Origin of the sequence: Streptomyces sp. NPDC052496 (assembly GCF_040679095.1) — a bacterium.
In the GTDB taxonomy this organism is placed as follows: domain Bacteria; phylum Actinomycetota; class Actinomycetes; order Streptomycetales; family Streptomycetaceae; genus Streptomyces.
Genome location: NZ_JBFAUH010000010.1, coordinates 185831 through 212549 on the forward strand (window position 1 = coordinate 185831; position 26719 = coordinate 212549).

Annotated in this window: 24 protein-coding genes and 1 pseudogene; 18 read left to right on the forward strand and 7 right to left on the reverse strand. The window is 71.5% G+C overall.

Annotated features, from left to right (window positions below):
* The first annotated feature begins 13 nt into the window (after window positions 1-13).
* Window positions 14-574 carry an isochorismatase family cysteine hydrolase gene (locus AB0L45_RS16195; RefSeq protein ID WP_365840212.1) on the forward strand — a complete coding sequence of 187 codons (561 nt, stop codon included), beginning with the start codon at window positions 14-16 and terminating at the stop codon, window positions 572-574.
* Between the two features lie 87 nt (window positions 575-661).
* Here AB0L45_RS16195 and AB0L45_RS16200 read toward each other — a convergent pair whose 3' ends face one another.
* Both AB0L45_RS16200 and AB0L45_RS16205 read right to left on the reverse strand, forming a co-directional pair.
* Window positions 662-1465 (reverse strand): GNAT family N-acetyltransferase, encoded by an 804-nt coding sequence (locus tag AB0L45_RS16200; protein ID WP_365840214.1) that lies wholly within the window; start codon window positions 1463-1465, stop codon window positions 662-664.
* A 133-nt stretch (window positions 1466-1598) separates the two neighbouring features.
* Window positions 1599-3203, reverse strand: coding sequence for an amino acid permease (locus AB0L45_RS16205; protein WP_365840216.1), 1605 nt, complete (start codon window positions 3201-3203; stop codon window positions 1599-1601).
* A 499-nt stretch (window positions 3204-3702) separates the two neighbouring features.
* On the opposite strand from AB0L45_RS16205, the gene AB0L45_RS16210 reads away from it, so the two are divergent.
* The 6 genes and pseudogenes from AB0L45_RS16210 to AB0L45_RS16235 form a co-directional block, all read left to right on the forward strand.
* Window positions 3703-5985: a catalase gene (locus tag AB0L45_RS16210; RefSeq protein ID WP_365840217.1), complete on the forward strand. Its 2283-nt coding sequence runs from the start codon at window positions 3703-3705 to the stop codon at window positions 5983-5985.
* Window positions 5986-6743: 758 nt separating this feature from the next.
* On the forward strand, window positions 6744-6929 hold the full coding sequence (locus AB0L45_RS16215) for a hypothetical protein (RefSeq protein ID WP_365840219.1): 186 nt from the start codon (window positions 6744-6746) through the stop codon (window positions 6927-6929).
* Window positions 6930-7064: 135 nt separating this feature from the next.
* The gene (locus AB0L45_RS16220) at window positions 7065-7664 is read left to right on the forward strand and encodes a helix-turn-helix domain-containing protein (protein WP_365840221.1); all 600 of its coding nucleotides are present in this window, start codon (window positions 7065-7067) and stop codon (window positions 7662-7664) included.
* On the forward strand, window positions 7661-8989 hold the full coding sequence (locus tag AB0L45_RS16225; protein ID WP_365840223.1) for an MFS transporter: 1329 nt from the start codon (window positions 7661-7663) through the stop codon (window positions 8987-8989). Before AB0L45_RS16220 ends, AB0L45_RS16225 begins: the two co-directional genes overlap by 4 nt.
* Window positions 8986-9747 carry an ornithine carbamoyltransferase gene (locus AB0L45_RS16230; protein WP_365840225.1) on the forward strand — a complete coding sequence of 254 codons (762 nt, stop codon included), beginning with the start codon at window positions 8986-8988 and terminating at the stop codon, window positions 9745-9747. Before AB0L45_RS16225 ends, AB0L45_RS16230 begins: the two co-directional genes overlap by 4 nt.
* Window positions 9748-9791: 44 nt before the next feature.
* Window positions 9792-10205: pseudogene (locus tag AB0L45_RS16235) on the forward strand (AMP-binding protein); the annotation flags it as partial.
* 23 nt (window positions 10206-10228) lie between these two features.
* Here the strand turns inward: AB0L45_RS16235 and AB0L45_RS16240 are convergent.
* The gene (locus AB0L45_RS16240) at window positions 10229-10678 is read right to left on the reverse strand and encodes a hypothetical protein (protein WP_365840316.1); all 450 of its coding nucleotides are present in this window, start codon (window positions 10676-10678) and stop codon (window positions 10229-10231) included.
* Between the two features lie 569 nt (window positions 10679-11247).
* Between AB0L45_RS16240 and AB0L45_RS16245 the strand changes: the two genes are divergently transcribed.
* The gene (locus AB0L45_RS16245) at window positions 11248-11625 is read left to right on the forward strand and encodes a hypothetical protein (RefSeq protein ID WP_365840227.1); all 378 of its coding nucleotides are present in this window, start codon (window positions 11248-11250) and stop codon (window positions 11623-11625) included.
* Window positions 11626-11744: 119 nt separating this feature from the next.
* Here AB0L45_RS16245 and AB0L45_RS16250 read toward each other — a convergent pair whose 3' ends face one another.
* Complete coding sequence (locus tag AB0L45_RS16250) at window positions 11745-12005, reverse strand: hypothetical protein (protein WP_365840229.1); 261 nt, start codon at window positions 12003-12005, stop codon at window positions 11745-11747.
* A 185-nt stretch (window positions 12006-12190) separates the two neighbouring features.
* Here AB0L45_RS16250 and AB0L45_RS16255 point away from each other — a divergent pair, with 185 nt between their 5' ends.
* Together AB0L45_RS16255 and AB0L45_RS16260 are read left to right on the forward strand one after the other, a co-directional pair.
* On the forward strand, window positions 12191-12934 hold the full coding sequence (locus AB0L45_RS16255) for an alpha/beta fold hydrolase (protein ID WP_365840231.1): 744 nt from the start codon (window positions 12191-12193) through the stop codon (window positions 12932-12934).
* The gene (locus tag AB0L45_RS16260; protein ID WP_365840233.1) at window positions 12931-13434 is read left to right on the forward strand and encodes a hypothetical protein; all 504 of its coding nucleotides are present in this window, start codon (window positions 12931-12933) and stop codon (window positions 13432-13434) included. The genes AB0L45_RS16255 and AB0L45_RS16260 overlap by 4 nt, the downstream gene beginning before the upstream one ends.
* Before the next feature lie 332 nt (window positions 13435-13766).
* Here AB0L45_RS16260 and AB0L45_RS16265 read toward each other — a convergent pair whose 3' ends face one another.
* Complete coding sequence (locus AB0L45_RS16265; protein WP_365840235.1) at window positions 13767-14438, reverse strand: hemopexin repeat-containing protein; 672 nt, start codon at window positions 14436-14438, stop codon at window positions 13767-13769.
* Between the two features lie 273 nt (window positions 14439-14711).
* On the opposite strand from AB0L45_RS16265, the gene AB0L45_RS16270 reads away from it, so the two are divergent.
* The gene (locus AB0L45_RS16270) at window positions 14712-15800 is read left to right on the forward strand and encodes an NAD(P)-dependent alcohol dehydrogenase (RefSeq protein WP_365840237.1); all 1089 of its coding nucleotides are present in this window, start codon (window positions 14712-14714) and stop codon (window positions 15798-15800) included.
* A gap of 47 nt (window positions 15801-15847) precedes the next feature.
* On the opposite strand, the gene AB0L45_RS16275 is transcribed toward AB0L45_RS16270, so the two are convergent.
* Together AB0L45_RS16275 and AB0L45_RS16280 are read right to left on the reverse strand one after the other, a co-directional pair.
* The gene (locus AB0L45_RS16275; protein WP_365840239.1) at window positions 15848-17236 is read right to left on the reverse strand and encodes a hypothetical protein; all 1389 of its coding nucleotides are present in this window, start codon (window positions 17234-17236) and stop codon (window positions 15848-15850) included.
* 81 nt (window positions 17237-17317) lie between these two features.
* Window positions 17318-18601 carry an MFS transporter gene (locus AB0L45_RS16280; protein ID WP_365840241.1) on the reverse strand — a complete coding sequence of 428 codons (1284 nt, stop codon included), beginning with the start codon at window positions 18599-18601 and terminating at the stop codon, window positions 17318-17320.
* A gap of 770 nt (window positions 18602-19371) precedes the next feature.
* Between AB0L45_RS16280 and AB0L45_RS16285 the strand changes: the two genes are divergently transcribed.
* The 7 genes from AB0L45_RS16285 to AB0L45_RS16315 are packed head-to-tail and all read left to right on the forward strand — an operon-like array spanning window position 19372 to window position 26706.
* Window positions 19372-20301, forward strand: coding sequence for an acetaldehyde dehydrogenase (acetylating) (locus AB0L45_RS16285; protein ID WP_365840243.1), 930 nt, complete (start codon window positions 19372-19374; stop codon window positions 20299-20301).
* Complete coding sequence (gene dmpG / locus AB0L45_RS16290; protein WP_365840245.1) at window positions 20298-21311, forward strand: 4-hydroxy-2-oxovalerate aldolase; 1014 nt, start codon at window positions 20298-20300, stop codon at window positions 21309-21311. Before AB0L45_RS16285 ends, dmpG begins: the two co-directional genes overlap by 4 nt.
* Window positions 21312-21353: 42 nt before the next feature.
* On the forward strand, window positions 21354-22223 hold the full coding sequence (locus tag AB0L45_RS16295; protein ID WP_365840247.1) for a cupin-like domain-containing protein: 870 nt from the start codon (window positions 21354-21356) through the stop codon (window positions 22221-22223).
* Window positions 22220-23473: an aminotransferase class I/II-fold pyridoxal phosphate-dependent enzyme gene (locus AB0L45_RS16300; RefSeq protein WP_365840249.1), complete on the forward strand. Its 1254-nt coding sequence runs from the start codon at window positions 22220-22222 to the stop codon at window positions 23471-23473. The genes AB0L45_RS16295 and AB0L45_RS16300 overlap by 4 nt, the downstream gene beginning before the upstream one ends.
* Window positions 23470-24339 carry an aldolase/citrate lyase family protein gene (locus AB0L45_RS16305; protein ID WP_365840251.1) on the forward strand — a complete coding sequence of 290 codons (870 nt, stop codon included), beginning with the start codon at window positions 23470-23472 and terminating at the stop codon, window positions 24337-24339. Before AB0L45_RS16300 ends, AB0L45_RS16305 begins: the two co-directional genes overlap by 4 nt.
* Entirely contained in the window at window positions 24336-25361 is a 1026-nt protein-coding gene (locus tag AB0L45_RS16310) for an ornithine cyclodeaminase family protein (RefSeq protein WP_365840252.1), read from the forward strand. Before AB0L45_RS16305 ends, AB0L45_RS16310 begins: the two co-directional genes overlap by 4 nt.
* Window positions 25348-26706 carry a hypothetical protein gene (locus AB0L45_RS16315; protein WP_365840254.1) on the forward strand — a complete coding sequence of 453 codons (1359 nt, stop codon included), beginning with the start codon at window positions 25348-25350 and terminating at the stop codon, window positions 26704-26706. The genes AB0L45_RS16310 and AB0L45_RS16315 overlap by 14 nt, the downstream gene beginning before the upstream one ends.
* The last annotated feature ends 13 nt before the right edge of the window (window positions 26707-26719 follow it).

The window sequence follows — 26719 nt, forward strand, 5'->3', positions numbered from 1 at the left end:
TTCTGGAGGCGACTTGAGCAGCGCTCTTCTCGTGATGGACGTCCAACGGGCCATCGTGGACATCGTCGACGACGGCTCCGGGTACCTGCCGCGCCTGCGCAGGGCGATCGACGGGGCCCGGGCGGCGGACCTACCCGTCATCTACGTGACCATCGCGCTACGCCCCGGCTTCCCGGAAGTCGGCACGCGTAACAGGCCCCTCGCCGCCATCGCGCGGGCCGGACTCTACGTCGAAGGCGCCCCGGGCACCGAGATCCACCCCGAGGTCGCGCCCCGGCCGGGCGACGTGGTGGTCACCAAGAGACGGGCGAGCGCCTTCTCGGGCAGCGACCTCGACGTGGTGCTGCGGGCCCGCGGTATCGACAGCCTCGTACTCACCGGCATCGCCACCAGCGCCGTGGTGCTGTCCACCCTGTGCCAGGCGAACGACCTGGACTTCGGTCTCACCGTCCTCTCCGACGCCTGCCTGGACACCGACCCGGAGGTGCACCGGGTCCTCACCGAGCGACTGTTCCCGCAGTGGGCGGATGTCCTCACCGCCGACGAGTGGGTCAAGGCGATCGCACCTCGGTGACGGCAGCCACTCACCCCGCTCAGCCACTCACCCCACTCGGCCACCCACGCCACTCAACCCCCCACGCCACCCTGAGAAGGCACCGGGCTACCGGTCCGCCAAGCTGTAGAAGCCGATCGGCGAATTCGGCTTGAATCCGATACGCGGATACACGGGAGCCCCGGCGGCGGTCGCGTGCAAGGTGGCGCGGGTCAGACCGGTGGCCCTGGCGCCTTCGTACAGTGCCTTGCGCGTGACCGCCTCGCCGTAACCCCTGCGCTGCCACTGCGGGTCGGTGGCGACGAGTACGACGAAGAGGCGGCCGTCCGTTTCGACCGTAGCGGCGCACGCCACCGGTATGTCGCCGCGCAGGCCCAGGTAGGCATACACCTCGTTCTTCCAGAGCGCGGACCCGGCGAGGCCGTCGCGGCCCTCCTCCAACGGGAACCCGTACGCGCGCGAGTTGAGGTCCGCGTAGGCCCGCAGGTGCTCCTCGGTGCGCACGCGCGTGAACGTCAGGTCGGGATGGGCCGGATCGGGCACCGGGAGCAGGTCTCCGGCCATGCCCGTACCGGGGAAGGCGTACCGGAATCCTGCCTGTTCGGCCGCTGCCGGCAGCGCGGCGCGAGCCTCCTCGTCGAGGAGGTCTTCGAAGAGCCACAGGAAACCGGGGTGCTTCTTCACGCGCATGATGTCCGCTGCCTGGCTCAGGCGGCCCCGGAGGGCCTCCGGCCCCGCGCCCACGTCGGTCAGGGTGACGCAGTTCCAGAACGCGAACCGGCAGTCGGCCCAGCGAACGGCGATGCCGGGAAGGTCACGTACATCCGCGCCCGCGTCGCGGTCGAGCACCATGGCACGCCAGGCCACCGCGAGCTGCTGCACCGACTCGACGGACTCCGCTGGACCAGTCACCGTACTTACCCCCTGAATTGCCGGAATTGCGGGCGCCCTTGCGCAGGTGATGAAACGAACAGCTCGATCGACTGAGGCGCCACTTGGTCGGTGGGACTCTACTTGCGAGGTGTGACACACGGGCTCGCAACCGTCAGATGTTGGTCGGCTTGAACTCGTCGGTACCGGTACCGGTAGTCGCATCAGCATCAACAGCGGTATCGGTATCGGTATCGGTATCGATATCGATATCGGCGTCGGCAGGGGAGTGGGAGCCGGGTACGCGGTACGAGTGCCGACCGGTGCGCCACCACAGAGCGGTCAGGGCGAGGGCCACTGCCACGGCGACAGGCGTGTAGGTGAAACTGGTGGCGGTGATCGGACTGGTCTGCGGCAGCAGGAACAGCACGGAGACCGCAGCCGCCCACAGCACCGCCACCCAGCCGATCGGCCGGCTCCAGCGGCCCAGGTGCCAGGGACCAGGGGTGAACCGGTCGCGGTGGCGCAGCCGCAACAGCACCGGGATGGCGTACGCCGGGGTGAAGCCCACGACGGATATCGCGGTCACCGCCGAGAACGCCGTGGCGGAGTAGAGGGACGGCAGTGCGAGCACGAAGGCGACACCGACCGCGAGCCAGACGGCGTTGGCCGGGACGGCGGTGCGGCGGCTCACCTGCCGCCAGCGCGCCGATCCGGGCAGGGCGCCGTCCCGGGCGAACGCGTAGATCATCCGGCTGGCGGAGGCGGTCACCGTGTATCCGCACAGGAACTGGGCCACGATGATCACCAGCAGCAGCACCTTGGCCAGAGCCACGCCGAGAGCGTCCAGGAAGATCTGGGCGACCGGTACGCCGGTCGGCCCGGACAGCGTCGCGGTGTAATCCTGTACGGCGAACAGCAGCGCCGCCAGCAGCAGGCCGCCCGCGATCCAGGACACCGCCACCGAGCGGACGATCCCGCGGGCCGCCGCGACAGAGGCCCGGCTCGTCTCCTCGCTCAGATGGGCCGAGGTGTCATAGCCTGCCAGGGCGAAGACCGGGAGCAGCATGCCCAGCAGCATCACGTAGACCGGGGCGCTCCAGCCGGTGTTGTTCGTGAACTCGGAGAACACGAAACCGGCCGGCTGGTGGTGGGCCGGCACGAGCGTCAGGGTGCCGACGATGACGACGGCACCCGCCAGGTGCCACCACGCGCTCAGGGACGTCAGGAAGTTCATCAGCCGGGCGCCGAAGAGGTTCAGGGCCGCGTGCAGCGCGAGGACGACCGCGTACGTAGCCAGCAGGGAGCCCGGAGTCGGCGTGTGCCCCCACTGGAGGTTCGCCCAGGCGGCGGTGAAGGTCGCGATGCCGTAGTCCTGGGCGGCGATCCCGCCGAGCAGGCCCAGGAGGTTGAGCCAGCCGGTGTACCAGCTCCACCGCTCGCCGCCGAGCCGGCGTGCCATGTAGTACAGGCCGCCGCTGGTGGGATAGCGGGAGGTGATCTCCGCCAGGGCCGCCGCCAGGCACAGCACCAGCGGCCCGACGGCGAGCCACCCCCACATGATCACCGCGGGCCCGCCGGAGTTCAGGCCGTAACCGAACAGCAGCAAGGTCCCGGACATGATGGAGATCACCGAAAGGGAGGCGGAGAAATTGCCGAAGGCGCCCAGCCGGCGGTGCAACTGCTGGCTGTAGCCCAGCGCTTGAAGGGTGCGCGCGTCCTCCGCGCTGCTGTCCGGTGGCCTCGGCCGCCGGCGCCGTGTTCCTGCCGAAGTACGCAACGGGTCTCCACGCGGTGTGGCGGAAGGGAGGTGGGGGAGGGGGAGCTGCCGTCCATGCCCAGGGGCGTGCCTGGGAGGTACTCAAGTGTCGGGCAGGGCGTATGAACAGAGGGTCCATGGCCGTCCGGGTGCTCAGGTACGGGTTTCGGCCACGCGGTACGTGCCGGGGCCGTGACCGTCACGCCGGACGTTCGGCGGGGGCCGGCCCCTCTCGCCGTCTCGTACGGGTGTTCGATGCGGGAGGGGTGGAGGTGCGGCGTCCGCACGACTGGCCGTACGCAGGGATAGATCCCGTGCGTACGTGGCACACATGGCGAGGCTTGGAACCAAAGTTCACTTCTCGACTGTGGTCGGCTCGCGCGTCGTCCGGTGAGGCTCCGTTCCGTGGCTCCTGCGGGTGCTGGGCAGCCGGCCGGCTGCGCCGCCGAGCGGTGTGCGCGCGCCGCGGGCCATGTGCCGGCGTCACCGACGGCTCGCCCGACGTGAAGGAGATCCGCCGATGGACGCTGACAACCCGCTCAAACACGCCGCGGACAAGGTCACCGGCGCCCTGCGAGGCACGGACGGGCCGGAGGAAGGCATTCCCGGAAAGCCCGGTCCGGAGTCGCCGCCGGTGGACGAACCGGTCGAGCCGCGCGGCCCGCTGCCGCCCAAGCCGGACCAGCGCGGCCCCGCGACCTTTTCACCGACCGGGCAGGCCACCGGGGTGGACCAGGCCGACGTCGCGCAGCGGGACAGCCGCCTGACGACCGCCCAGGGCGCCCGGCTGTACGACACCGACCACTCCCTGAAGGCCGGTCCCCGGGGGCCGGTGCTGCTGCAGGACCACCACCTGCGGGAAAAGGTCATGCACTTCGACCACGAGCGCATCCCGGAGCGCGTGGTGCACGCCCGCGGCGCGGCGGCGCACGGAGTGTTCCAGGGGTACGGGTCGGCGACCGGGGTCACCAAGGCGGCGTTCCTCGCGGAGGGCGTGGAGACGCCGGTGTTCGTACGGTTCTCGACCGTCCTCGGCTCCCGGGGCTCGTCCGACACCGTGCGCGACACCCGCGGCTTCGCGACGAAGTTCTACACCTCCGAAGGCGTCTTCGACCTGGTCGGCAACAACATCCCGGTCTTCTTCATCCAGGACGCGATCAAGTTCCCGGACATCATCCACGCCGGCAAGCCGCATCCTGACCGGGAGATCCCCCAGGCGCAGAGCGCGCACGACACGTTCTGGGACTTCGTCACCCTGCACACGGAGGCGGCCCACCACACGCTGTGGAACATGTCCGACCGCGGTATCCCGCGCTCGTACCGGATGATGGAGGGCTTCGGCGTCCACACGTTCCGGCTGGTCAACGCCGTGGGTGCGACGACCCTGGTGAAGTTCCACTGGAAGCCGAAGCTGGGCGTGCACTCGCTGGTCTGGGAAGAGGCGCAGATCATCAACGGGGTGGACCCCGACTTCCACCGCCGGGACCTCGCCGACGCGATCGAGGCCGGCGCCTTCCCGCAGTGGGAGCTGGGCATCCAGTCCTTCCCCGACACCCCTGATCAGATGTTCGAGGGCATCGATCTGCTGGACCCGACGAACCTCGTCCCCGAGGAACTGGCCCCGGTGCAGCCCATCGGCCTGCTGACCCTCAACGCCAACCCCTCGAACTTCTTCGCCGAGACCGAGCAGGTGGCCTTCCACGTCGGCCACCTCGTACCCGGTATCGACGTCACCGACGACCCGCTGCTGGCCGGCCGCCTCTTCTCGTACCTGGACACCCAGATCACCCGGCTGGGCGGGCCGAACTTCCCCCAGCTGCCCGTCAACCGCCCGCACGCCCCCGTCAACGACATGCTGCGGGACGGCTTCCACCAGACGGCGGTGCACCGGGGCGTCGCTCCGTACCGGCCCAACTCGCTGGACGGAGGCTGCCCCTTCGTGGCGGGCGCGGACACCGGCGCGTACATCGAGACGCCGGTCGAGGTCCCGGCGGGGCGAAAGGTCAGGCAGGCCCCGGAGTCCTTCGACGACCACTTCAGCCAGCCCCGCCGCTTCTGGCTCAGCATGACCCCGGTGGAGCGTGAGCACATCATCGGCGCGTACACCTTCGAACTCGGCAAGTGCTACGAGCAGGCCGTCAAGGAGCGGGGTCTGAAGGTCCTGGCCAACATCGACGCCGAGCTGTGCGCGCAGGTCGCCGCGGGCCTGGGCCTGCCGGCCCCCGAACCGACCGGGACGGCCGTCCCGGTGGAGCCCAGTCCCGCGCTGTCCCAGGTCGGCGCCGTCTGGCCGACGGACGGCCGGATCATCGGCATCGTCACCGACGCGGCGGGCGACCTCGACGGCGTACGCACGGTGCGGCAGACCGTGCTCGACGCGGGCATGGTGCCGCTCGTCATCGCCCCGGCCGGGGGGCAGCTCGGTTCCGGCGGCGGTGCCATCACGGTGCAGCGTACGTACGTCACCGCCCGCTCGGTGGAGTTCGACGCCGTCCTGATCGCCGGGACACCCGGCATGGGCAAGGACGCCCTCGGCGCCCGGGACGCCAAGGCAGCCGCGGGCCCGGCCGGTGAGCAGGCCGCCGGCACCGATCCGCGGGTCGCGCTCCTTCTGGCCGAGGCCTTCCGGCACGGCAAGGCCATCGGCGGCTGGGCCGGCGCCGACGCCGTACTCGCGACAGCCGGCGTCCCGACGGACGCGCCCGGTGTCGTGGTCGGCGACAGCGGCCCCGCCACTCTGGAGCAGGTCACACAGCTCTTGGGCAGCCACCGCGTGTGGGAACGCTTCGGGGGCGCCGTTTGAGTGCGGGCCTGTAGGGGCTGGTGAAAGGCCGGCGGGGACCGGGTGGTCGTCGTCGGCGACACCGCCCGCGCCCCGCCGGCAGTGGGCACGGGCGGCATCCCGCCATCCGGGCCAAGCTCCCGGCCCGGCTCGGCATGGCGCCGACCCGGCAGTGCGGTGGCTGTTCCCGATGCCGGGCACCCGGGACCGGTGTCCGCACTGGGTACGTACGAGAGCATCCGGACGGAAGCGGCGCTGGCGGGTCTGGCCGGTCGCGACGGTGCTGCCTTGGCCCACGCGCAGCACGTCAATAGCCGTACCGCCGTCGCCGACTGCCTGTCCGCCACCGCGGCGGGGGCCGGCCGCGCCGGCGGCGAGCAGGGCCATGGGGGCACTTCCGCCACGGCGTGATCCGGGCATGACCCGGCGCTCCTGAGGCGGCTGTCTCCTGAACGGCCAGCGGTCCGCGGACGCGTAGTGGAGAGCCGAGCGCGACGCTCTCCAAGGGGCTGCCGGACGGGGCGGAAGGCTCCGGGCTGCACCGGGGCCGTGGGCAGTAGGGCGGCGAAGGCAAGGGCACCGCTGGACAGGGTGCCCCGTGCGGGCAAGAATGAAAGGACACTTTCGAAAGGCCGCTTTCAGATGGCCGACGAGCAGCCCCGGTTCCTTCGACAGCCGCACCGAGCCCGCAAGGTGATGTCCGCAGGGCCGGCGTTCGGTTCGCCCTCGGTCGCGCCCGCCCGCGCGCCCTCCCCGCCGCAAGGTCTGAGAGGCATCCGATGAGCCCCGAGACCCACCTCCTTCTGCACCGCACCCGCGCCGACGAGCTGTACGCCGAGGCCGACGGGTACCGGCTCGCCGCCACGCACCGGCGCCGCCGGGCCCTCCGCGCCCGGCTCGGCTGGACGCTGGTGGAGGTGGGGCTGCGGCTGGCCACCGGGCCCGGCAGGTACCGCTACGGCTGACGCCGGAGCGCCGTCGGCATCGGCGCTCACCGTCGGACAGCGCCACCGTCGGACTGCCACCTGGACGCCGCCCCTCTGGACACCGCCCACCCGGCGGGCAAGAATGAAAGGACTCTTTCGAAAGGTTACTTTCAGATGGCCGACGAACAGGTTCCCGCGCCGCCCCCCAGGCGGCAGATCAAGGACTCCCGGCAACTGCGTGCCCTGGCGCATCCGCTACGGCTGGCCCTGCTGCAGTACCTGATGGCGGTCGGGCCGCGTACGGCCAGCGAGTGCGCCGCCGAAGTGGGGTCGAGCGCCTCCAACATCAGCTGGCACCTGCGCCACCTGGCGCAGTACGGCCTGGTCGAGCCGACCGACGCGACCGACCAGCGCGAACGCCCGTGGCGCGCGGCTCAGGTCGGACTGGACTTCGGCACGCTGAGCACGGACCCCGCCACCATGGCCGAACAGGACGCCTACATCGCCGCGGGCATCGCGGAGGAGGACCAGCTCACCCGCCGTTTCCTGGCGCGCCGGGACACCCTCGACCCCGAGTGGCTCGACACGGCCCGCCTGGACAATTACGTCCTGCGGGCCACCCCCCAGGAGGTGAGGGAACTGGGGGAGCGGATCAGCGACCTGCTGCGGCCCTACCTGGCCACCGTGCGCGACGATCCGCCCGAGGACGCGGCACTGGCCTACGCGGGACTGCGCCTCTTCCCGAGGCTCGACGCGGCGGGGCGGACCGAGTGACCGGCTCCGCCGCGCGCCATCCGTTACGAGAAGCGGCCTTCGCCCGCCTGTGGGTGTCCGGCCTCCTGACCGAGACGGGCAAGTGGGTCCTGCAACTGGCCATGCCGCTCTACGTGCTGGCGCTGACCCGCTCGGCCCTGGTCACGTCCGTCGTGGCCATGCTGGGGCTGCTGCCGAGCCTGGTCGTCGCGCCCGTCGTCGGCGCACTCGTCGACCGCTGGGACCAGCGCCGCTTCCTGGTCTCGGTGAGCGTGGCGCAGGCAGCGCTGCTGCCCGTCCTGCTGCTGGTCGACGACCCTGGCGACCTGTGGCTGGTGTATCTCGTGGTCGGGGCGGAGGCCGCCCTGACAGTGGCGTTCGAGTCGGTGAAGAACGTCGCCCTGTCGACCATGGTGGCCGAGGAGCAACTGGTCAGCGCCAACGCCGCGATCGGACTGAACGTGTCGCTGGGCCGGCTGGTCGGCAGTCCGCTCGGCGGTCTCCTGCTGAGCGCTGCGGGGCTGCCGTACGTCCTCGGGTTCGGTTCCGGCGCCTTCCTCGTCGCCGCCGCCCTGGCGTGGACGATTCCGCCGAGCCCGGCACGTGGGAAGGGCGGGGGAGACGCCCGGTTCCTGACCGGCATCGGCCAGGGGCTGCGCACCCTGCGCGAGGTGCCGATGCTGCGGGGCACCTTCGCCTGCGTGGCCCTGCTGGCCGTCGCGCAGGGCATGTTCGTGGTGCTCTTCCTCCTCTTCGTCACCGACCTGATCGACGGAGGCGACGCCCAGGCCGGTCTGCTGCGGGGCGTGCAGGCCGTGGGAGGCTTCGCCGGGACCGCGACCGCCGGCCTGCTCACCCGGCGGCTCGGGGCGCCGCGCCTGCTGAGCGTGGGCGTCCTCGTCTTCGGCGCGGTGAGTGCGCTCACGTGGAACCTGTCGACGGTCTCCGTGGGCCTCGGGGTGTACGTGGCGCTGTTCACCGCCGCGGGCGTGCCCGCGGTGTGGCTCGCCGCGGCGTGGCTCTCCCTGATCCAGGAGTCCTCCCCGCTGCCGGTACGGGGCCGGGTCATGGCCTCCGTCCTGGGCCTGTCCGACGGCCTGCAAGCGTTGGGCATGCTGGCCGCCGGCCTGTTGTCCGGGGCGGCCGGCACGCTCCCGGCACTGAACATCCAGGCCGCGCTGATCCTCGCGGCGGGTTTCCTCGCCATGAAACTGCTGCCCGGCGGCCGGACGAACGGGATGACGCACGGCGGCCCGGCACGTACGGCCGGGACGGACCAGGCCGAGTCCCGGGGCAGCACCGTGACCAGCACCCGGACGCGTTCCCCATGGGACGAGCGGCAGTGAACCCGGCATCCGGGCCGGGGAGAGGCGACTGTCCGGACGACCTCCAGCTCACCACCGGCGAGACGCTTCCCGACACCGCCAAGGTCCTGGCCGGGTACCTCGACGCGCTCGTCGTGCGCACCAACGAGGACGTGGCGGAACTCCGGGAGCTGGCCGCCGCGGGGGGCCTCTCCGTGGTCAACGCGCTGACGCTCGACGAACACCCCACCCAGGCGGTTGCCGACCTCACCACCCTGGCGGAGCACTTCGGCGCCCTCACGGGACGGCACGTGCTGTGCGTCGGCGAGGGCAACAGTTCGGCCCGGGCGCTGGCCCTGGCCGCGGCGCTCACCCCCGGCCTGCGGCTGACCCTGCTGTGCCCCGAGGGATACGAGGTGCCGGCGGACCACTCCGACCTGCTGGCCAAGGTGGGAGACGCCACCCTGATCACCCAGCTCACCGACCCGGCCCGGGTGACCGGACCGGTGGACGCCGTCTACACCAGCCGGTGGCAGACCATGGGCGTGCCCAAGGAGGACCACGACTGGCTGCGCGCGTTCGACGGCTTCCGCGTCGACACCGACTTCCTCGGCCGGGTGGGCACGGATCACACCGTCTTCCTGCACGACCTGCCCGCGGTACGCGGCCAGGAGGTGACGGACGAGGTGCTCGACGGAAAGCGGAGCCTGGCCTGGCGGCAGGCGTTCCACAAGATGACCGCCGCGATGGCCGTACTGGAGTACTGCCTGCTCGACGACTTCCCCGGCGCACACCGGTGATCGGGGCCACCGACATGATGCTCCCCGCCACCGCCCGCTCGGCCATGACGGTCGACGGACTCGTCGGACAGCAGGCCGCCCGGACACCCGAAGCCCCGGCCGTCACGTACGCCGGCCGCCACCTGACCTACGCCGAACTCGTCTCCCGGGCCGGAGAGGTGGCGCACCGGCTCCTTGCCCGGGGCACCCGCCCCGGTGACGTGGTGGCTCTCCTGATGGACCGCTCCGTGTCCTACGTCGTCTCGGCGCTCGCAGTCCTCATGGCAGGGGGCGCGTACCTGCCGCTGGACCGGCGGTACCCACCGGACCGACTGCGCTGGATGACCGAGGACGCCCGCGCCGCCGTGCTCCTCACCGACGGCCCCGCGGCACCGGCCGGCTGCCCGTCCGGCGTCCCGGTGGAAGAGAACGCACCGGCGGCGGGGCCCGTCCCCGTGCCGCGGCGACTGCCCGACGTACCCGAACATCCCGACCAGCCGACCTACGTCATGTACACGTCCGGGTCGACCGGCCGGCCGACGTCTTCGACCCGGGCCACCTCGCGGAACCGCACGGACTCGACGCCCCTGTCCCGCAGCCGTTCGCGCTGCAGGTCCTTCTTGGTGATGGCGCCGACATCATGGAGCGAGTGGTACGGCAGACCGAGGAGATGCGCCAGGCGGGCGGTCGGCACGATCTGGCCCTCACTGAACGTCACGATTCCGGACGGGTTGAAACGCTTCACGTGGTCCGCGATTTCGGATGCGTCCAGATCCGTCGCGTCGACGACCGAACCCAGCATTTCCAGTGCGGGCATCATCTCCCTCGTATGGTCCGAACCGGCGGCGACGAACACGAGAGCGCAGCCATTGTCCTCGGCGGCCTCGGCCAGCCGGACAGGCGGCAGGCTGCCGTAGTCATAGACGACCAGCAGTGCTGCATCCCTTGGCATACCCCCACCTCACGTCGGGTCTGTGCACCGGATTCAAGGATGGGCGGCGAAAAGCCCGAGGGCGGCAGTCCGCGCGGCAGAAAGGTCGGCAGATGCCCACGACCCGGGGCCGCGTCCGTCGTCCGCCACAGGCGGGAGTCAGGCTCCCACGACGAAGACCGCGGTCACGGCCCCGGCGAGGCCCACCTGCCGCACTGCTGCCGCCGCCCCGCGTCAGCCAACTGTCGGTGCCCCCTCGGCCCTCGAAGACGACCACCGAAGCGGGGGCGGGGGCCGCCCTCGCGCTGAGACACCGCGGACCGGACACGCCTCCGTACGCCATTGGCCATGCCTTTACGTACGCGCGGAATGCGTGCGAATGCATAGGTGGCCCGGTCGTTGGGAAACCTGCTGATGACGTCTGGGAATCCTAGGGACGAAGAAGCGCGTCCGGCCCGAACTCGACGGCACACGCCGAATGGCCGAACGGCGCTTCGGCCGAGCCGTACTCTCCCCACCCGTACGGCCCTCCGCAGCGACTCGGCTGTCGTCGAGTCGAGTATCGCCAGGTGAAAAGAGAAGGAACCAGCATGGCCAAGAAGAAGTCCGGCCACAAGGCAAAGCCGCTCACGGAACTGAACGACGAAACCGTCGTCGGCCGCCCGCTCGAACCGGCCGAAGCCGGCCTCGTCCTGACTGCCGTCCCCCAGGCGCCCGCAGCCGTCGCCCGTGAGGAACTCCTCAGGGCCATCGCCGGCGAAGCCACCGCGATCAGCAAGGCCAAGCACAAGGGCCGCTCCTGCAAGGCGCTGAGAAGCCTCGCCCGCGCGTACGCTCTCGTCGCCGCCGGAGAGACCCACAACGCCCGCCCTGCACGTACCGGTTCGGGCACGGGCGTCAGGCGATTCCTTCCGTCGATGCGTCCTGTCTTCCTGCTGAGGGGAACGCGCGCCAGGCATCACAAGTAGCCGGTGCTGGGCGGCCGTCGGCGAAGAACGCTGCGGAAGCAGGGCCAGGAGCGGCCTTCGCCCGGCGCGCATCCGCTTCCGGCGGCTCGTCCGGTGAATTCGGCGGCAGGTGTGTCACCTTATGCGTGAACCAGCCCGGCCGAGAAAAGCAACGCCACTGTGGCCCACGTCGGAGATTCCGGCGCACCTTCGCCAGTGTGCTGCCGCAAAAAACCGTCCAGGCCTTCCAGCCACGCGGAAGACGCTTCGAGAAACGCGGACGTCTCCGGGTTCTCGACGGGAATCGTCCCCCGGCCGGCTTTCTCCGCCAGGTCGGTCAAGTGACGCACCAGGTCCTCCCTGGAATTCACCGCCGAGGCGGTCTCTATCGGATTGAGCACGGTGTCACGTCTCCATCAGTGCGAGATGGCGCTCGCCGTGGCGACGGTAGCGGCGCCACCGGCTCACGGGGGAGTGGCCGAACGTCCTCGCCGCGCGACCTGGCCGACAGGACCGCAGGTCACCCTACCCGCGCGCCGGACTGGACCCGGGTTGTGCGGGAGGTGATCGTGGGCACGTGGATCACATGAGTGACGTCGGATTCTTCGCCCGCAGATACGGGCCTCCGCCCCGCGAGGGCCGCCCAGCCATGATGCTCGTCCACGGACTCGGACTCTCGGGCCGGTATTTCGTGCCGCTCGCGCGCCGGCTGGCCTCGGACGGCGTGACCGTGGTGGTGCCGGACCTGCCGGGCAACGCGCGCTCGCGGGCCGCCGCGCGCCGCGCACCCGATGTCGCACAGCTCGCCGACGCGTTGGCCCGCCTGCACCGGCGACTGCCCCTGGGCCCCGTCCCCGTGGTGGCCAATTCGGTCGGCTGCCAGGTGGTCGCGGCCCTGGCTGCCCGCCACCCCCGCCTGGTGAGCCACCTGGTGCTGGTCGGTCCGGCGCTCGAACCGAGGACCTCCGGTCTGCGCCAGTTCGGACGGCTCGTCGCTGACGCCCCGAAGGAACCTTTCCGCCTGCTCTTCCTGGCAGCGTTCGACTACCTGGTGACCGGCCCGCTGCGCTGCGCCGCCTCCTTCCGCCACTCGTTGCGGGACGCGGCCGAGTCATTCGAGGTGAACCTGTCCCAGGTCCGCGCGCCCACGCTCGTCGTACGGGGAACGGGTGACACCATCGCCTCCGGCACCTGGACGCGGCGCGTGGCGGAGCTGGTCGCCGACGGGCGCGCGGAAGACATTCCGGGCGCGGCGCACGCGGCCCATTACAGCGCGCCGGACACTCTGGCCGCACTGATCGGGAAATTCACGGCGGGAGAGCTCGGATGAAGCCCTCGAAGACGGACGGCCGCGCACCGTACGAGCACAGGGAGCGCCCTTCGCCCTGGCTGCGCCTGCTGCCCGGCATCTCCCCGAAGCGCCGGGGCTTCATCCTGGCCTGGTGGGGGTTCACGCTCACCTTCGGCGGGATGCGCCTGCTGACCTGGCTCATCCACATCGACGTGGCCGGAGTCGGTGACGTACAGGCCGGCGGGGTGCACCTGCACCACTACGTGTGGGGCATCCTGCTGCTCGCGGTGGTGGGCGCGGCGAGCCTGGCCGAACGCTCGGCGCGGGCCCGCGCCTGGCTGGGCCTGGCCTACGGGGTCGGCCTGGCCCTCGTCGTCGACGAGGCGGCGCTGCTGATCAGCCTGGAGGACGTGTACTGGGACACGGAGGGCGGATTCAGCATCGCCCTGGCCATCGCCGTGATCGCCGTCGTCGGCAGCATCCTCGCGGTCACGCGGGGGCGACGCGCCTCCAGGGACGATCAGGACGACGACGGCTGACACCCGTGAGGACGGCGCAACGTCACACCTGCGCCGCTCTGTGGCGGCTGGGCTCACAGATCCCGGTGCGCACGGAAGAACTCGGTGGCGTCGAGCGCGGGGTGTCGACGCATCCACGGTGAGCCCCGACGGACAGCTCACCCGGGCGGATACGGCAAGACCGTTGTCACCCGAGTGGCCCGCGCCCCCGGTCCCGCGACCGTGCTGATCGGAGGGGGCCGGGCTGACCAGTCCACTTCCGGGTGTTCTTGAGCGCCCCGCCCGGGGCCAGCCGGACGGGGCGCCGTACCGCAACGGACATCACGCCGAGCGGTTCACGCGGTTCACGCGGTTCACGTGAAGAAGTTCCAGTTGCCTTCGACGGGCAGCGGGTAACCGCTGTCGGTCCGGTCGCTGACCAGGTCGTACCGGACGTACTGGTCGTCCTTGAACAGGTACACCTTGTCCGTGTCCAGCACCGAGTTGACGGCCGCGTCGATGCCCCGCTGGAAGTTCTCCGGCAGCCCGCGCCAGCCGCGCAGGATCGGCGTCGGCCCGCCCAGCAGCTTGTCGTTCGGGACGTCGTAGCGGATGTACAGGTCGTCCTTGAAGATCCAGCTGACGTTCGGGCTGCTCTGGTGGTTGACCGCCGCGTCGATGCCGCGCTGGAAGTCGGGCGGCAGCCCCTTCCAGGCCTCCGCGATGCTCAGCGGGTAGCCCGGCTCGACCTTGTCGGAGTCCAGGTCGTACCGGACGTACTGGCTGTCCTTGAAGAGGTACACGATGTTCGGCTGGTCCCGGCGGTTGAGCGCGGCGTCGATGCTGCGCCCGAAGCTGTCCACCAGGCCGGGCCAGTTGCCCTCGATGGTCTTCGGGTACCCGTCGAAGCCGTGGTCCGCCCGCATGTCGTAGCGCACGTACGAGTTGTCCTTGAGCACCCACGTGATGGGGTCGTCGCCCTTGGCCCGCACCACGGCGTCGATGCGCCGGTAGAAGGAACCCGGTGCAGCGGTCTGCTCTGTCACGTTCCACACCCTCTCGCGGTCGATGGGTCTGGTCGACGCCTGCCGGCCGGCGGCTGTCCGAACTCGCCCCGTCACCTTGGCAGCCCGCTGCGGTCGTGTCACGCCACCCTCATGTATCGGCTCATTCCTCACCACCCCACCTTTGGGAATCAGGCCATACCGCATCCGCCTAAAACCGCCTCGGTGGCCCCGCCCGTCACCCTCGCCCCCACCGCTGCGGTCCTCATAGCATCAGAGGCGACGCCCACAGCAGACTCGCCCAGGAAGGCACCCATGCGGATTCGCGCGGCACTGGTGAGAACCCCCGGCGGCCCCTTCGTCACTCAGGAGGTGGAGCTGGAGAGGCCGAGGCCGGACGAGATCCTGGTGCGGATCACCGCCGCGAGCATCTGCCACACCGACCTGATCATGCGGCAGGTCTGGCCGCCGCAGCGCCTGCCCATGGTCTTCGGGCACGAAGGCGCCGGTGTCGTCGAGGCGGTGGGCGACGCGGTGACCGGGTTCGTTCCCGGCGACACGGTGTGCCTGACGTACCGAAGCTGCGGTGACTGCGCGCAGTGTTCAACGGGAGAGCCTGCCTACTGCGAACGTTCCGGACTCCTCAACGCCGGCGGCACCCGCCCCGACAGCACGACCCCGCTCTCCGGCACGGACGGCACCCCGGTCCACGGCCAGTTCTTCGGGCAGTCCGCCTTCGCCACGCACTGCCTCACCACCGAGAGCAACACGGTCAAGATCCCGGCGGACTTCCCCGCCACCCTGGCTGCCCCGCTGGGGTGCAGCGTCCAAACCGGTGTCGGCACGGTGTCCACGGTCCTGCGCCCCGCCCCGGGCGCGACGCTGGCCGTCTTCGGCGCCGGCAGTGTCGGCCTGAGTGCCGTGATGGCCGCGGTCGCCGCCGACTGCACGGTCATCGCCGTCGACCCCGTGGCCGCGCGGCGCGCGCTGGCCCGGGAGCTGGGCGCCACGGCGGCCGTCGATCCCACGACCGAGGACGATGTGGCGGCGGCCCTCCAGGACCTCACCGGGGGAGGGCCGCAGTACGCCATCGACACGACCGGCCAGGCGACCGCGGTGTCCCAGGCCGTCAGCGCCTTGCGCAAGCGAAGCACGCTCGCCCTGGTCGGCCTCGGTACGGCGCAGTTCGACACCATGCCGGTCATCACCAAGGGCATCACGATCCGCGGGGTGACCGAAGGGGACGGCCTGCCGGCTGCGAACATCGCGCGCCTGGTCCAGCTCCACCGGCAGGGCGTACTGCCGTTGGAGAAACTCGTCGCCGCATTCCCCTTCAAGGACATCGAAGCCGCCGCCGAGGCTGCCGCATCGGGGCAGGTCGTCAAACCCGTCCTCACCCTGTAGCGCACCGCCCGGAGAGATGAGACCCAGCCCCACCGGCTCGTCTCACCTCAGAGCTCACCACCGTGGAACACGCAACCGACCGCCGCACCACTGCCCACGCTGACCACCCCCACCCCCGGATCGGTGCTGCCCCGTACGAAGCCCCCCGCGTACCCGTCGTCCTCGGCGCTGCGGGCACTCAGGTAGAGACCCCAGTTGAGGAAGAGTTCCTGCAAGCCGCCGGCCCCGTCGGGAAACGGCTCGGCCATGGGGCGTACACGGTGCTGGAGTACGAAGGGGCCGTGCATCGCCGAGGTGACCTTGTGCTCCCACTGCGCCGGCTCCGCCTCCCACCCGGCAGTGATGCCGTTGCCGCCGTGCAGCAGCGTCGGCTTCAGGATCAGCTCGTGCTGGTGGGCCAGGGCGTAGGGGAGCGTGTCGATCCGGGTGCCGCCCGGGTCCGTGGTGCGCGGGCGTACGTACCGCGTCCATGGCAGCAGCCGGTCGACGCACGCCAGCTCGGCGGCGTCGAACAGGTCACGGTGCTGTTCGTCGGAGAGCATCGCCAAGGTGCCCTTGTTCCCGTACAGTTCGGCGTCCAGCCGGCTGAACAGGCCCACCCTGCCCTGCTCGACCACGCTCAGCAGCGGCTCCAGCTGGGCCGCCGGGGCGGGGTCGGTGAGGTCCTCGGCCAGGAAGTAGCGGAAGACGACGTCGACGGCGCGGCCCGCGACCGTCGGACGGCCGCCGGGGTAGGTGAGTTCACCGAGGTCGCAGGCGATTCCCTCGACGCCGTGGTCGGCCAGCTTCGCGGCGAACACCCGCAGCCGGGGCCCCACGACGGTGAAGTTCTCGACCGTGTCCACCACGGCGACGACGGGCGCCCGGTCGGTGGGGAGGTTCGCGGCGCACTCGGCGTACATGCTGCGCACCATGCAGCCCAGCGTGTCCTGATAGCGGAGCCCGTGCCGCCGTACGAACTCCGCCAGCGGCGGGTACGCCAGCATCGCCCGGTTGATGTCCGCGTTCTCGAAGCCGCCGAGCGCGCTGGTGATGTTGAATTCGAGGAGCCGGAACCCCGTGCCGTCGTGATAGAGATCGGCCCGCCCCAGGGGGAGGAGCGATCCGGTCCGGGCGCTGCGGGTGATCAGCGCCGACTGCAGGGGGTCCATGCCGACCGCCGCGGCCAGCGCGCTGACGCTGCCGCCGAAGACCCGGTCCGGCAGCGAGCGCAGCAGCGCGTGGACCGTGTGGAGATCCGCCACGACGGCGCGGCGCTCGGTCTCGCCGAGGAAAGCGGGGCCGTTCAGGAACCGGTCCTGGTACGCCAGCGTGAGGGTGGCCGACGCGTGGGCGGCGGCCGCGGGGTGGCCCGGTGACGCGTGCCGCGCGAGCTGCTCCCCGTACGCGTGGCCCAGCCGTGACCTGGGTGATGTGGGCGGGCTCGTGGTCGTCATCGCATGTCCTTTCCGGAGCGGAACCGGGGTGTCCGGTACGGCGACGGCGCCAGCGGTACCGGGCGCCGCGCGGCTGTCCGCTCAGTGCGTGTCCGCTCCGTGCGTGTCCGCGGGTCGCGGAGCCGGTTCGGCGCGGGTGACCCATTGGCGGCGGGCGCCCGCGAGGAGGGCCGCCGCGATGACCGCCATGACCACCGCGCCGATGCCGAACACGGCGCGGGTGCCGATCTCCGCGGCGACGATGCCGCCGGCCGCCGCGCCGATGGGCAGCCCGCCCCAGGCGACGAGCCGGTACACGCTGTTGGCCCGCCCGAGCAGGTGCTGCGGCACCAGGGTCTGCCGCAGTACGACCACGACGACGTTCCACGTCACCGTCCCGCACGCGAAGACCGCGAGGGCCGCGCCGGCCGCGTAGGCCGACGGCACGGTGGCCAGCACCGTCTCACTCGTGGCGATCAGGACGGCGGTGGCGACCAGCGCGCCTTCCCGGCCGAGGCGTTCCGTAAGGGCGGGGGCGAACCGCGAGGCGGTGACGGCTCCCACGGCTTGGCAGGCCAGCAGGACGCCGTACCCGAACGGGCCCAGCTGGAGTTCCTTGCCGCTGTGCACCACGAGCACGGCGAGCATCGCGTTCCCGGCGAGGTTGATCAGGCAGGACACCAGGGCGAGGCTGCGCAGCAGCCGGTGCGCGTACAGCCACTTGGCGCCGGCCAGCATCTCCGACAGCACACCGCTCCCGCCGCTCGGCCCGGAGCGGACCGGCCGGGTGCGGCGGATACGGCTGACCAGTACGGCGGAGCACAGGAAGGTGGCCGCGTCCACGCCGAAGGGCAGGGCCGCCGCCACCCCGAACAGCAGCGCGCCGGCGAGCGGGCCGACGAAGCCGGTGCCGGCCTCCTGCGCGGCCATGATGCGGGCGTTGGCGGTGGCGAGCCCGGCCCGCGGGGTGATGAAGGGGACGAGTACCTGGGCGGCGTTACGGCACAGGACCTCGCCGACGCCGAGCAGGAACATGCACGCGTAGAGCAGCGGCAATCCGCCCCAGCCACCGAGGATCCCGAGGGCGAGCACCCCGAGCACGATCGCCCGGGCGATGTCGACGCGCACCATCATCGCCCGGATGTCGACACGGTCGACCAGCAGCCCGGCCGGAATGCCGAACAGGATGAACGGCGCGGTGAAGGCGACCGAGGCCGCGCCGATCAGGCGGGGGTCGTCGGTCAGCCGGGTGGCCAGCAGCGGGCCGGCGGCGATCGTGGCCCCGTCACCGAGCGAGGAGACGGCGGCGGACCACCACAGCCGGGAGAAGTCGCCGCCCAGGCGCGGCCGTTGCGCGCCTGCCTGGTCAGCCACCGACGCGCTCATGGCCCCGCCGGGCGGCGTAGCAGGCAGTACATCGTCTCCCCCTCGGTCGTGCCGCCCCGCCGCCGACGCGGCATCAGCCCGTCGTCGCTTGCCGGAGCCCGTACGTACAGGTGTACGGGGTTGCCGAATATAGCCGGGGTCCGCGGTGGCGTCGAGAAGGAAGATCAGGTCCGTCAGGAGGCGGTGCACCTGTCGCCGGCAGGCCAGGGACGTACCGGCCGGTCACTTCGACAGAAGATCAATTTCCCTCCTGCTGGGAGGGTTTGCGTCCTGCTGTCTTCTGATATGTTCGCCGCCGCTGGGCACTGAACCGGTGATCAGCGACGTGCATGCATGGGAGGGCATGCCCGCCACGGGGCTTTCACATATTGCGTCAAGACCCCTGGGTCCGCGCCCTGAGCCGATCGTCTCGGCGCGCCGACCCGCGGCCCGGCGGTCTTGGCTTCTCCGACCTCCAGCCGCGCGACCACGCGTCGGCCCCTCACACTTCGCCTCTCGGCGGCCCGCCGGCCGTCACGGCTGACCGGCCGCCGTACGGGAGGTGACGTGACCGATCGCGTCGGCACACGGTCTGGAACGGACGGAGACCCGGTGAGGCACCTGGATGCCTGCAGTCAGGGCTGCCACAAGCAGTCGCGCGCACATCGAAGGGTGAGGACAACGTTCATGGGAACCTGCGAACCGGATGCGGCGGGACGTGCGACAGACACCCGCCGTTGCCTCTCACACCGGCCGCTGACCTGCGGCCCCCGCTCCCGTCGAGGTATACGGTGAGTCCCGCCGCGGGCCTGACGAGCCCCCGTCCGGACGTGGTCGAACCGGTGACGGTCGCCGTCATCGGCACCGGAGCCATCGGCCGGGACCTGGTCAGCAAGATCGACCGGTCGCCCGCGCTGGACTGCCGGCTGGTGGCCGGACGCAACCCGGAGTCGGCAGGGCTGCGGTACGCCGAGAGCCTCGGCCACGCGACCAGCGCCGCCGGCATCGAGGCCGTACTGGCGGCCCCGCGCCCGTTCGACGTCGTCTTCGACGCCACCAGCGCCGCGTCCCACCGGGAACACTGGCCGCTGCTGGAGCCGCTCGGCACGCTGGTGGTCGACCTGACGCCCAGCAAGATCGGGCAGATGGTGGCGCCCACCGTGACCGGCGTGTCCGCGGCGACCGGGCGCAACGTCAACCTGATCAGCTGCGGCGGCCAGGCGTCCGTCCCGGTCGTGCACGCGCTCGCGGCCCGCTTCCCGGTGACGTACTTCGAGGTCGTCTCGACCGTGGCCAGCGACGTGGCAGGGCGCGCCACCCGGCTGAACCTCGACGAGTACGTGGCGACCACCGGCCACGCCGTGACGACGTTCTCCGGCGTCACCGACGTCAAGGCGATCCTCAACATCAGCCCGGCGGTACCGTCGGCGACCTTCCGGACCGCCGTCCACGCCCGGATGCCCGACGCCGACCCGGCGGCGGTACGCGCGGTGGTCGACCGGGTGGCCGAGCAGGTGCGCTCCTTCGCCCCCGGCTACGAGGTCACCGCCTGCACCGCGGCCGGCGACCTGGTGACGGTCACCCTCCAGGTCATGGCGCACAGCGACGTCCTGCCCTCGTACGCCGGAAACCTGGACATCATCAACTCCGCCGCCGTCATGGTCGCCGAGCAGTACGCGGCCCGGCCGGACCGGGCGTCCCGCACGGGGGTGACCTCATGAAGCACCTGGTGATCCACGACCCGACGTTGCGGGACGGCCAGCACGCGGTCCGGCACCAGCTCGGACCGGCCGCCCTGCGCCGTTACGCGGAAGCCGCGGACGCGGCCCGGATCCCGGTGGTGGAAGTCGGCCACGGCAACGGTCTGGGTGCCTCCTCGCTGCAGGTCGGATTGGCCGCGGCGAGCGACGACGAGATGCTGGCCACCGTCCGGGAGGCGCTGCGCCACAGCCGGATGGCCACCTTCATGCTGCCCGGCTGGGGCACGTCCGGCGACCTGCGGCGGGCGATCGCCCACGGGGCCGACGTCGTCCGCATCGGCGTACACGCCACCGAGACGTCACTGGCCGAGCGTCACCTGGGCTTCCTGCGGGACGCCGGGGCCGAGGCCCACTGCGTACTGATGATGAGTCATATGGCCACCCCGGAGGTACTGGCCGAGCAGGCCGCCCAGGCCGTCGGGTACGGGGCACAGGCCGTGGGGATCATGGACTCCGCGGGCCACTTCCTGCCGCCGGACGTCACCGCGCGGATCGGTGCGATCGCCGAGGCGGTCGGCACCGTCCCCGTGATCTTCCACGGGCACAACAACCTCGGCATGGCCGTCGCCAACTCGGTGGCCGCGGCCGACGCCGGCGCCGGGATCATCGACGGCTGCGCCCGCGGCTTCGGCGCCGGCGCGGGCAACACCCAGCTGGAGGCGCTGGTCCCGGTACTGGAGCGGAGCGGATTCACCACCGGCATCGACCTGTACGCCCTGCTGGACGCCGCCGACCTCGCCGAGCGCGAACTGATGCCCGCCCCACCGGTGACCACCTCGATGAGCATCGTCAGCGGCCTGGCGGGAGTGTTCTCCGGCTTCCGGCACCGGGTCGCCGAACTCTCCACGGCCGCCGGCGTGGACCCGCGCGACGTCTTCTTCGAACTCGGCCGGCGGCAGGCCATCGCCGGCCAGGAGGACCTGATCGTGGACGTGGTGGCGGCGCTGAGCGGCAGCAGGACCGACGGCTGACAGGGCCCGATGCCCGGCCTTTGAGGAAGGAGGACACACGACATGGCAGTACCGGACGCTGTGCCCGAGTCGCACAGGACGGCGGGCGTGCAGGTCGCCCGCATGTCGTTCGAGAGGTTCCTGGCCGTCGGCCCCCGGGGGCTCTACAAGGCCGACCGGCCCGTGGTGATCGAGCTGCCGAGCAGCGTGCAGGGGCTCGGCCGGGACGAAGTGGCGTCCCGGCTGGCCGAGATGACCGTCACCCTGTTCACCGAGCCGGGCGACAAGAACCATCCGGGGCGCTGGGAGACCCGGGACATCGAACTCCGCGAGTTCTTCGCGGACGAACGACATCTGAGCAGCACGGACACCTGGCACCGGGTGGTGTCCAACATCCGCAGCAGCCCGGCCGACGTGAACGCCGTCATCGGCTTCGACGCCGAGAAGTTCTTCGGCTACGGCGATTCCCTGTACGCGGCCAACCTGTGGATCAGCCACCGCGGCGTGTTCACCAAGAACCACTTCGACGAGTTCGAGAACTTCAACATCGCGCTGGAGGGCCGCAAGCGGTTCATCATCGCGCCACCCGGTGTACGGGACTACTACCCGCGGTCGGTACTGCGCGGATACGGCGACAAGTCGCAGGTGTTCGACCTCGACGACGTCGACCTGGAGCGCTACCCGAGGCTGGCGGCCAAGCTCGCCCGACGCCGTGACTTCGTCCTCGAACCCGGCCACATGCTCTACCTGCCGCTCGGCTGGTGGCACCAGGCCGAGTCGCTGGACGAGATGAACATCAACGTCAATTTCTGGCTCAAGTCGAAGAAGATCCTCCGCAGGCCGCACGTGCTCGGCGTCGCGCTCTACACGTACGCCTACCGGAGGCTCAAAGGCGTCTACAGCTACCGTCCCACCGAGGTGAACTCCCGATGAGCGAGCGCAGGACCATCACCCCCACCCACCGCTACCGCAACAACGACCGGCTCATCGGCATCGGCAACACGTTCTGGAACATGTCCTACGACCACGGGGTCGCCGGCATCGTCGGCGACCTCCAGGACGGTGTGTTCCGGATGCCCGACGGGCACGAGTTCGTCAACTTCACGGTCTGCTCGTACCTGGACCTCGACACCCACCCCAAGGTCATCGACGGCGCGGTCGCCGCACTGCGCCGCTTCGGCGTGCTGGACCACTGCATCCCGCGCACCCGCGTCCAGACCCCGGTGCTGCTGGAGCTGGAGGAGTCGCTGGGCGAGCTGTTCGGCGCCATGGTGATCAGCGCGATCTCCACCGCGGCGGCCAGCACCGGCCTGCTGCCGCTGATCGCGTCGGGGCACCTCGGCAACGGCACCCGGCCGCTGATGGTCTTCGACAAGAACGCCCATGTCTCGATGGCCAACGCCAAGCCGGCCTGCGCCGACGAGAGCGAGGTCGTGACCTGCCGCCACCACGACCTGGACTTCCTCACGGACATGTGCCGCACCTACGAACGCGTCTGCTACGTGGTGGACGGCTCCGACAGCCTCGGCGGCTACGCGCCCGTCGAGGAGCTGGCCGCACTCCAGGAGAAGTACAACCTCCTGGTCTTCTACGACGACTCGCACTCGCTGTCCGCGTACGGCGAGCGCGGCATCGGCTACGTACGCTCGCACGCTCCCGTGCTCGACGAGCGGACCATCACCGTGGCCACCCTGAGCAAAGGTTTCGGCGCCGGCGGCACGGCGATCCTGCTCGACGGGTACGGGACGGACACGCGGCGGCTGATCGAGCGGTTCGCGGGCCCGCTGGGTTACTCGCAGAAGATGAACGCCGCCGCGGTCGGCGCGGCCCTCGCCTCCGCCGAGATCCACCGCACCGAGGAACTCACCCGGCTCCAGGGCCGCCTACGGTCCAACATCGCGCTGTTCGACTCGCTGGTCGCCACCGAGCAGTCCGGCAGCACCTACCCGATCCGGGTGGTGCCGATGAGCGACGAGACGGTCGTCGACGGCGCCCAGCAGGTGTTCGCCGCCGGGTTCTACACCTCGCCGGTGTTCTTCCCGATCGTCGCCCGCGGCACCGCAGGACTGCGCGTGATGCTGCGGGCCGGCCAGACCGACGAGCAGATCAAGCGCCTGTGCTCCGCACTGGTCGAGGCCGGGGCCCGCCCGGCGGCCGCGCCGTCCGGGCCGGGGCTCCGGTGACCGGCGTGGTACGGGCGGTCCCGCGCAGCATCCTGTACACGCCCGCCCTGTCGCTGGAACGGGTGGAGAAGGCCTGGTCGTACGACGCGGACGTCCACCTGATCGACCTGGAGGACTCCGTACCGCCCGCCGGCAAACCGGCCGCCCGCACGGTCTGCCGGGCCGCGCTGGAGAAGGCGCCGCAGCCGGCGAACGTCGCCGTGCGCATGAACGAACTCGGCAGCCTCGACGCGGTGCACGACGTGCTGACGCTGACCGACAGCCCGGTACGGCCCGGCATCGTCATGATGACGATGGTGACCTCGGCGGTCGAGATCGACCTGCTGCGCCGGACCCTGGCGTCGGCGGACGCTCACCCGGAGATCTACGTGACCGTGGAGACGGTCGAGGCGGTCACCGGCATCGACGCCCTCGCCCGCGCCGCCGACGGCCTGGTGCTCGGCTCGGCCGACCTGGCCGCCACGCTCGGCGTGGAGATCAGCTGGGAGGCCATGCAGGCCGCCCGGCAGGCGATGGCGATGGCCTGCGCCCGCTACGGCACGGCCTGCATCGACACGGCCAACTTCCGGCTCGCCGAGCCGGAAGTCCTCGCCGAGGAGACCACCCGGGTACGGGCCCTGGGCTTCCACGGCAAGGCGACGGTGCACCCGGGCGAACTCGACGTGATCAACCGCATCCTGCGGCCCCGGCCCGACGAACTGGGACTGGCCCGCCGGGTCGCGGCGGCCGTCACGGCGGCCGACGGCGGGATCGCCCTCCTGGACGGCAACATGGTCGGCCCGCCGTTCGCCCGGATGGCCCGCGCCACCGTGGCGCGCGAGGACGCCTGGGCGAGCCGGTTCGGCGGCGGCGAGGGGGCCTCATGACCGCGCCCGTGACGGTCGACGCCGCCGCCATGTCCGGCACCCGGCGGATGATCCGTGTGATCGACGCGCTCGGCGAGATGTTCACGGACCTGGCCGCCGGCCGGACCAGGTCCCCGGCCCGCACCGTCGTCGAACACGGCGACCAGCGCGTCCTCCTGGTCAGCCCCGCCGTCTGGGAGCGGCGCGGGGTGGGCAGCGTCAAGGTCACCACGCTCACCCCCGACAACCCGGCCCGCGGGCTGCCGCTGATCCACGGCATCGTCGCGCTCACCGACCTGGAGACGGGGCAGATCACCGCCCTGCTGGACGGTGCCGAGCTGACCGCCGTCCGAACCGGCGCGGTCGCCGGCCTGGCCACCCGCTGGTGCACTCCCGAGGACACCGCCGACCTGGCGGTGATCGGCGCGGGGGTGCAGGCGCGGGCCCTGGTCCGGGCCATCACGGCGGTCCGCCCGATCCGTACCGTACGGATCCACTCGCGCACCCGCGCCGGCGCCGAGACGTTCGCCGACTGGATCCGGGACACCGTGCCCGGCCCCGTCCGCGCGACGGTCTGCGACACCGCGCGGGACGCCGTCACCGACGCGCCGGTCATCTGCACGGCCACGTCGACCAGCGACGCCACACCCGTGGTCGAGGCCGACTGGGTGGCCCCCGGAGCACACGTGAACGTGATCGGCGGAACCCACCCGGACGCCGTCGAACTCGACCCGGCCCTGCTGGCCGGCGCCGTGAACATCGTCGAGGACCGGACCGCGGCCCTGGAGGGCGCGGGGGAGATCCGGGCCGCGCTGGCCGACGGCTCGATCACGGCCGAGGACCTGTACGACCTGGGCACCCTGGTCAGCGGCCAGGTCGGCGCCGCCGGCCGGACCTCGGTCCTGCGCACGGTCGGCATGGCCATCGAGGACACCGCCGCCGCGGTGGCGCTGTTCGAGGCGCGCCGCGCGGCCGAGCCGGGACCGGACGGCCCGTCCGCCGTCCCGCCGACAGGGGAGGGAGTGCCGGATGGACACGTATGAGGACCTCGGTACGGGGAGCGGCCACCCGTGGTTCGGCCGGCACCGGCTGCGGCCCGCCGCCCCGGCCGAAACGATCCGGCAGCTGCTGCGGCACGAACTCCGGGACACCGGCTGGCCCTACCAGCCGGTCCTTCCCGCGACACCGATGGCGATCCCGCGCGCGGCCTACGCCGAGGTCTTCCGGGTGAGCCTCGCCCTGATCGAGCTGTTGCGCCGTACCGCCCTGGAGACCGGACCCACCACCGCCGGCCGGCTGGCGGCCTACGCCATGCCCGCCACCGAGGACCGGCTCTGGATGAGCGACCCGTTCACCGAGGAGCGGTACGCCGACTGTGTGGTCCGTCCGGACCTGGTCATCGGGCCGGACGGGCCGCGGTTCCTGGAGTTCAACGTCAGCGGCGCGCTCGGCGGCGTGGTCGAGACGCAGAGCCGGCTGGCGGTGTGGCGCGCCCTCCACGCCGACGCGGAGGGCCGGACTCCGTACCGTTCCCCGGACCCGCTCGCCGTACGCGCCGAGATGTTCCGCTCGCTCAGCGCGGAACTGGCGCTGGCACCGCGGGTGGCCGTCGTCGGCAGCACCCGGGTGACCGGCGTGCAGCGGCGGTACTTCGAGATGGAGGCCGATTACTACAACAGCCACGGCCTGACCGCACGCTTCTTCGAGCCCGAGGAGCTGCCCGAGGCGTGGGACCGCGCCCCGCACCTGCGGTATCCGATCGGACTGCGCAACTTCACCATCCCGGACTGGCTCGACGCGGGTGTCGACACCACACCCGTCCAGGACGCGCTGGACCACGGCTGTCTGCTGGTGGGCACCCAGACCTCGACCTTCCTGCACAGCAAGCTCACCATGGGCCTGCTGTCCGAAGGGCGCCCCTGGATGACCGAGGCCGAGCGCGGACTCGTCGAGCGGTACCTGCCGTGGACGCGGATCCTCTCGGAGCGCAAGACCGACCGCGCGGGCCGGCAGGTCGACCTGCTCCCGTTCGTACGGGACCACCGGGACCTGCTGGTGCTCAAGGCCGGCCTGGGGGAGTGCGGGCAGCAGGTGGTCATCGGCCGCGACGTCGGCCAGGCCGAGTGGGAGTCCGCCGTCCGTGCGGCCGTCGTCGACGGCACCAGCGTGGTGCAGGAATTCGTACGCCCGCAGACCTGCCGGACCACGCTGATCGCCGACGGCTCCGACGAGCCGCACGACGCCGAGGTCGCCCCCGTGCTCGGGCCCCTGATATTCGGCGGCCGCCCGGCCGGGCTGTTCTGCCGGTTCTACGGCGACGGTTCCGCCGGCATCGTCAGCGTCCGGGGCGGAATCAGCAGCTCCGACAACGTGATGGTGGCGGTCTGACGGCACCACTCAT

Bases quoted from the DNA above. Each gene is read 5' to 3' on its own strand.
- AB0L45_RS16210 (WP_365840217.1), top strand. From the start codon at position 3,703: ATGGACGCTGACAACCCGCTCAAACACGCCGCGGACAAGGTCACCGGC.
- AB0L45_RS16215 (WP_365840219.1), top strand. From the start codon at position 6,744: ATGAGCCCCGAGACCCACCTCCTTCTGCACCGCACCCGCGCCGACGAG.
- AB0L45_RS16220 (WP_365840221.1), top strand. From the start codon at position 7,065: ATGGCCGACGAACAGGTTCCCGCGCCGCCCCCCAGGCGGCAGATCAAG.
- AB0L45_RS16240 (WP_365840316.1), bottom strand. From the start codon at position 10,678: ATGCCAAGGGATGCAGCACTGCTGGTCGTCTATGACTACGGCAGCCTG.
- AB0L45_RS16245 (WP_365840227.1), top strand. From the start codon at position 11,248: ATGGCCAAGAAGAAGTCCGGCCACAAGGCAAAGCCGCTCACGGAACTG.
- AB0L45_RS16255 (WP_365840231.1), top strand. From the start codon at position 12,191: ATGAGTGACGTCGGATTCTTCGCCCGCAGATACGGGCCTCCGCCCCGC.
- AB0L45_RS16260 (WP_365840233.1), top strand. From the start codon at position 12,931: ATGAAGCCCTCGAAGACGGACGGCCGCGCACCGTACGAGCACAGGGAG.
- AB0L45_RS16270 (WP_365840237.1), top strand. From the start codon at position 14,712: ATGCGGATTCGCGCGGCACTGGTGAGAACCCCCGGCGGCCCCTTCGTC.
- AB0L45_RS16275 (WP_365840239.1), bottom strand. From the start codon at position 17,236: ATGACGACCACGAGCCCGCCCACATCACCCAGGTCACGGCTGGGCCAC.
- AB0L45_RS16280 (WP_365840241.1), bottom strand. From the start codon at position 18,601: ATGAGCGCGTCGGTGGCTGACCAGGCAGGCGCGCAACGGCCGCGCCTG.
- dmpG (WP_365840245.1), top strand. From the start codon at position 20,298: ATGAAGCACCTGGTGATCCACGACCCGACGTTGCGGGACGGCCAGCAC.
- AB0L45_RS16295 (WP_365840247.1), top strand. From the start codon at position 21,354: ATGGCAGTACCGGACGCTGTGCCCGAGTCGCACAGGACGGCGGGCGTG.
- AB0L45_RS16300 (WP_365840249.1), top strand. From the start codon at position 22,220: ATGAGCGAGCGCAGGACCATCACCCCCACCCACCGCTACCGCAACAAC.
- AB0L45_RS16310 (WP_365840252.1), top strand. From the start codon at position 24,336: ATGACCGCGCCCGTGACGGTCGACGCCGCCGCCATGTCCGGCACCCGG.
- AB0L45_RS16315 (WP_365840254.1), top strand. From the start codon at position 25,348: ATGGACACGTATGAGGACCTCGGTACGGGGAGCGGCCACCCGTGGTTC.